The organism is Mycobacterium sp. 852013-51886_SCH5428379 (assembly GCF_001665575.1).
Classification (GTDB): Bacteria; Actinomycetota; Actinomycetes; order Mycobacteriales; family Mycobacteriaceae; genus Mycobacterium.
Window position 1 is genome coordinate 1 of record NZ_LZSU01000041.1, and the last position, 4,658, is coordinate 4,658.

Sequence of the window (4,658 nt, forward strand, 5' to 3'; positions counted from 1 at the left end):
GATGTGTATAAGAGACAGGGGGCGGCGGGGCCACCGGCTGACTGGTCAGCGTCGGGGTGGGCGGAAGACTCGACGGCGTGGGCGTGCCGCTGCGCTCGTCACGCTCGGAACCCGAGCCGTCCGCACCGCCGAACAGCAGGAGCACCGCCGACACCACCAGCGCGGACGCGGCGAGCGCCAGGGCCACCAGGACGACGACGGCCTGCCGGGTCCGGTACCACGGCGTCGGCGGCGGCCGGAACGTCCAGGTGCTGGCGTTGAAGGCGTCGAACTGGCCGGCGGGTGCCGGTTCGTAGGGCGGCGGGTCGAACGGTGGCGGTTCCGCGGCGGGGGGTTCGGCGGGATACGCGTCGGCGTACTCCTCGGCTGGGGGCTGATGGATGTCCTCGTATTCACGGTCGCCGAACGCCTCGCCGCTGTGCGGCGGTTCATCCCAGCGGTAGTCGAACTGCCCTGGGGGCTGGGAGTGCGGTCGGCGTTCAGCCACCACCCGATGCTAACCGTCCGACCAGCGCTGATGCGCGGTCGTCGGCGACATCGCCCCCGGCTTGACCAACGGGCTGCCCGGCACGGCCGGTCACGATAGGGTTCTCACGCCCACCCAGGCATCCCTTCACCGCGGCGCTTCCTGACCATCGGAAGGTTCGGCATGATCACTCCACGTATCTCCCCACCGGCGCGCGCGATCTTCGCGTCCGCCCTGCTCGTCCTCGGCCTCGCCGCCTGCGCCCCGCCGGAGAAGGACAGCGGCGGCGCCCAGACCGACTCCGGCGTCGAGGTCCGCGAGGCCACCTCGGCCGACGACTTCGGCGGTATGGACAAACTGATCGAGGCGGCCAAGGCCGAGGGCGAGTTGAATGTCATTGCGCTCCCCCCAGATTGGGCCAATTACGGCGCGATCATCGACACGTTCTCGAAAAAGTACGGCATCAAGGTCAACTCGGCCCAACCCGACGCCGCCAGCCAGGACGAGATCAACGCCGCCAATCAGCAGCGCGGCAAGAGCACCGCCCCCGACGTCTTCGACCTCGGCCAATCCGTCGCGCTGGCCAACACCGCGATGTTCGCGCCCTACAAGGTCGCCATGTTCGACGACATCCCCGCCGAGTTCAAGGATCCCGACGGCACCTGGGTCAACGACTACGGCGGCTACATGTCGATCGGCTACGACGCCTCCAAGGTGCCACCGGTCACCAGCGTCGAGGATCTGCTCAAGCCCGAGTACCGCGGCAAGGTGGCCCTCAACGGCGATCCCACCCAGGCCGGCGCCGCGTTCTCCGGCGTCATGATGGTGGCGCTGAGCCAAGGAGGTTCGGCCGACGACATCGCCCCCGGCGTCGAGTTCTTCCGCAAGCTCAAGGAAGCGGGCAACTTCCTGCCCGTCGACCCGACCCCGGCGACCATCGAATCCGGTCAGACCCCCGTGGTGATCGACTGGGACTACCTCAACGCCGCGGAGACCAAGAAGCTGCCGTCCTGGACCGTCGTCGTACCGCCCGGACCGGCGGTGGCGGGCTATTACTTCCAGGCCGTCAACAAGGATGCGCCGCATCCCGCCGCGGCCCGGTTGTGGCAGGAGTTCCTCTACAGCGATGAGGGACAGAACCTCTATCTCGGCGGCGGTGCGCGCCCGGTGCGGGCGGAGTCGATGCTCGCGGAGAACACGCTGGACGCCGCCGCCTACGCGGCCCTGCCGGAGGTCACCGGCGAGCCCGTCATCGTCTCGGAGGAGCAGAACAAGGCGGCCACCGAATATCTGGCCGCCAACTGGGCCGGCGCGGTCGGCTGACCGAACCCGTGCTCGTACGACGGCTTCGCGACGGCGCGCCGCTGCTGCCGTTCTTCGCGATCCTCACGGTGTTCCTGCTCATCCCCACGGTCACCGTCGTGGTGAGTGCCTTCTTCGCCGACGGCGCCTTCTCGCTGGAGCGCATCCAGGCGCTGTTCACCCCGACGGCGTTGTCGGCGCTGTGGAAGAGCGTGCTGCTCTCGGGCAGCACAGCGGTGCTCGGCGCGGTGCTCGGAGCGGTGCTGTCGTGGCTGGTCGTCAGCAGTGCACCCGAGTCGATGATCCGCAGGGCGGTGCTCGCGCTGTGCAGCGTGCTGGCGCAATTCGGCGGTGTCGCACTGGCTTTCGCGTTCCTGGCGACGGTCGGCCTCAACGGGGTGCTGACGCTCTGGGTCCAGGAGGCGCTGGGCTGGAACCTCGCCGGCTCCGGTTGGCTGTACACGCTGACCGGGCTGATCCTGGTCTACACCTATTTCCAGATCCCGCTGATGGTGATCGTCTTCGTCCCCGCGCTCGAGGGGTTGCGCAGCCAGTGGCGGGAGGCCGCCGTCAACCTGGGCGCCTCCACCTGGCAGTACTGGCGGGAGGTGGCGTTCCCGCTGTTGGCGCCGGCCTTCCTGGGATCGGCACTGCTGTTGTTCGCCAACGCGTTCGCCGCGTATGCGACCGCCGCGGCGCTCGTCAGCCAGGGCAGCCCGATCCTGCCGCTGCTCATCCGCTCGGCCCTGACCAGTGAGGTGGTCCTCGGCCAGTCGGGCTTCGCCTATGCGCTGGCACTGGAGATGGTGGTGGTGGTCGCGGTGGTGATGGTGGCTTACAACGCGCTGCTTCGCCGGACCTCCCGGTGGCTGCAGTGAAACTCGTCCGCGCCCTGCTGTGGCTGGCCTTCGCGCTGTTCTTCCTGTTCCCGCTGTACGCGATGGCAGACTTCTCCACCCGCGATCTGATCGACGGCGGCCGCACACTGCAGGCCTGGCAGAACCTCGTCCAAGACGAAGCGCTGTACCAGTCGATCGTGATCTCGCTGCTGCTGTCGGTGTTCACCGTGCTGGCGATGCTGGCCGTGCTGGTGCCGACGATGATCTGGGTGCGGCTGCGCGCGCCGTGGGCGCGGCGCCCGGTGGAGTTCCTGTGTCTGCTGCCGCTGACGATCCCCGCGCTGGTGATCGTCGTCGGACTGCGCAACGTCTACCTGTGGGTGACGTACTTCCTCGGCGAGTCGGCGCTGACGCTGACGTTCGTCTACGTGGTGCTGGTGCTGCCGTTCGCGTACCGCTCGATCGACGCCGCGTTGTCGGCGATCGACCTGCCCACGCTGTCGGAGGCCGCGCGCTCCCTGGGCGCCGGATGGACGACGACGATCCTGCGGGTGGTGGTGCCCAACATCTGGCCGGGCATCCTGTCCGCGGCGTTCATCTCGATCGCTGTGGTGCTCGGGGAGTACACCATCGCCTCGCTGTCGGGATACCAGACGCTGCAGGTGCAGATCGTCGCTCTCGGCAAGACCGACGGCCCGACGTCGGTGGCGGCGTCGCTGGCCGTGCTGCTCTTCGGATTCGCCCTGCTGCTGATCCTGTCGGCGGTCACCCGCGGGCGACGACGCACGAGAGGAACCGCATGACCGCCGGAGTCGCCGTCGAACTCAACGACCTCACCCGGGTGTACGGCACCGTCAAGGCACTGGACGGATTGACGCTGCACATCCGGCCCGGTGAGCTGGTCGCGCTGCTGGGGCCGTCGGGCTGCGGGAAGACCACGGCGCTGCGGATCCTCGCCGGACTGGACGAGGCGACGTTCGGCACCGTGAGCGTCGACGGCCGCGACGTCAGCCGGGTGCCCGCCAACAAACGCGATATGGGCATGGTGTTCCAGGCCTACAGCCTGTTCCCGCACCTGACCGCCCTCGACAACGTCGCCTTTGGTCTGAAGATGCGTGGAAAACCCAAGGCGGACCGGATGTCCCGCGCCGCCGAGATGCTCGAGGTGGTCGGGCTCTCAGCGCATCAGCACAAGTACGCCGGCGAGATGTCCGGTGGCCAGCAGCAGCGCGTCGCGCTGGCCCGTGCGCTGGCGATCCAGCCGCGGGTGTTGCTGCTCGACGAACCGCTCTCGGCGCTGGACGCCAAGGTGCGCGCCCAGCTGCGTGACGAGATCCGCCGTGTGCAACTGGAATTCGGCACCACCACGCTGTTCGTCACCCACGATCAGGAGGAGGCGCTCGCCGTCGCCGACCGGGTCGGGGTGATGAACCAGGGCCGGCTCGAACAGCTCGCCGCGCCTGCGGACCTCTACGCGAACCCGGCGACCCCGTTCGTCGCGGAGTTCGTCGGACTCAACAACAAAGTCCCGGCACAGGTTTCGCAGGGCCGGGCGCACCTGCTGGGCACCTCGGTGCCGACGCTCGACGGGTCGATCACCTCGGGGGAGGGGCAGGCCATGGTGCGGCCCGAATCCGTCACCGTCACCGTGGACGGTGAACTCAATGCGACCGTGACGTCCGTGGCGTTCCTCGGCGCGATCTCGCGGGTGTACCTCGCGTTGAACGACGGCACCGCATGCAGTGCGCAGCTGCCGAGTTCGCGGGCCGGTGACTTCGCCGCCGGGGATCCGGTGTCGGTCGGTGTGGAGCCGACCGCGGTGCTGGTGGTCTAGGCGCTTCTCGGCGGCGCCTTCGGTTCGTAGGGGGTGTACCACCACCAGTCGGCGCGTTCCCCGGTCGGTCCGGGGCACGGTTTCACATCCGGTGGAGGTGTGGTGGGTGGCCGGGCGAGAGCGCGGTTGGTCATTCGCTTGCCGGTGGCGTCGGTGACGGCGAGGTGGTCGGCGGGTCCGGTGAGGGTGATGTCGCCGCGGTGATGGGCGCGGTGGC

Annotated in this window: 5 protein-coding genes and 1 pseudogene; 4 read left to right on the forward strand and 2 right to left on the reverse strand. The window is 68.9% G+C overall.

Translation table 11 applies throughout. The annotated features are described in order from the left end of the window. A partial coding sequence (locus A5757_RS17395) for a hypothetical protein (protein ID WP_156618490.1) occupies positions 1-487 on the reverse strand: 487 nt, incomplete at its 3' end. 162 nt (positions 488-649) lie between these two features. On the opposite strand from A5757_RS17395, the gene A5757_RS17400 reads away from it, so the two are divergent. The 4 genes from A5757_RS17400 to A5757_RS17415 are packed head-to-tail and all read left to right on the forward strand — an operon-like array spanning position 650 to position 4,441. Further along, positions 650-1,789, forward strand: a complete 1,140-nt coding sequence (locus A5757_RS17400; RefSeq protein ID WP_066836372.1) for an ABC transporter substrate-binding protein — start codon at positions 650-652, stop codon at positions 1,787-1,789. A gap of 8 nt (positions 1,790-1,797) precedes the next feature. Continuing rightward, on the forward strand, positions 1,798-2,646 hold the full coding sequence (locus tag A5757_RS17405) for an ABC transporter permease subunit (RefSeq protein WP_066836374.1): 849 nt from the start codon (positions 1,798-1,800) through the stop codon (positions 2,644-2,646). Beyond that, a complete protein-coding gene (locus tag A5757_RS17410; RefSeq protein ID WP_066836376.1) occupies positions 2,643-3,410 on the forward strand; it encodes an ABC transporter permease in 768 nt (255 codons plus the stop codon). Before A5757_RS17405 ends, A5757_RS17410 begins: the two co-directional genes overlap by 4 nt. Further along, complete coding sequence (locus A5757_RS17415) at positions 3,407-4,441, forward strand: ABC transporter ATP-binding protein (protein WP_066836378.1); 1,035 nt, start codon at positions 3,407-3,409, stop codon at positions 4,439-4,441. Before A5757_RS17410 ends, A5757_RS17415 begins: the two co-directional genes overlap by 4 nt. On the opposite strand, the pseudogene A5757_RS23475 reads toward A5757_RS17415, so the two are convergent. After that, a pseudogene (locus tag A5757_RS23475) lies at positions 4,438-4,658 on the reverse strand (hypothetical protein); the annotation flags it as partial. The gene A5757_RS17415 and the pseudogene A5757_RS23475 sit on opposite strands and share 4 nt — an antisense overlap.

What these genes read in the sequence shown, in the direction of transcription:
- A5757_RS17400 (WP_066836372.1), top strand. Translation starts at nt 650, where the DNA reads ATGATCACTCCACGTATCTCCCCACCGGCGCGCGCGATCTTCGCGTCC.
- A5757_RS17415 (WP_066836378.1), top strand. Translation starts at nt 3,407, where the DNA reads ATGACCGCCGGAGTCGCCGTCGAACTCAACGACCTCACCCGGGTGTAC.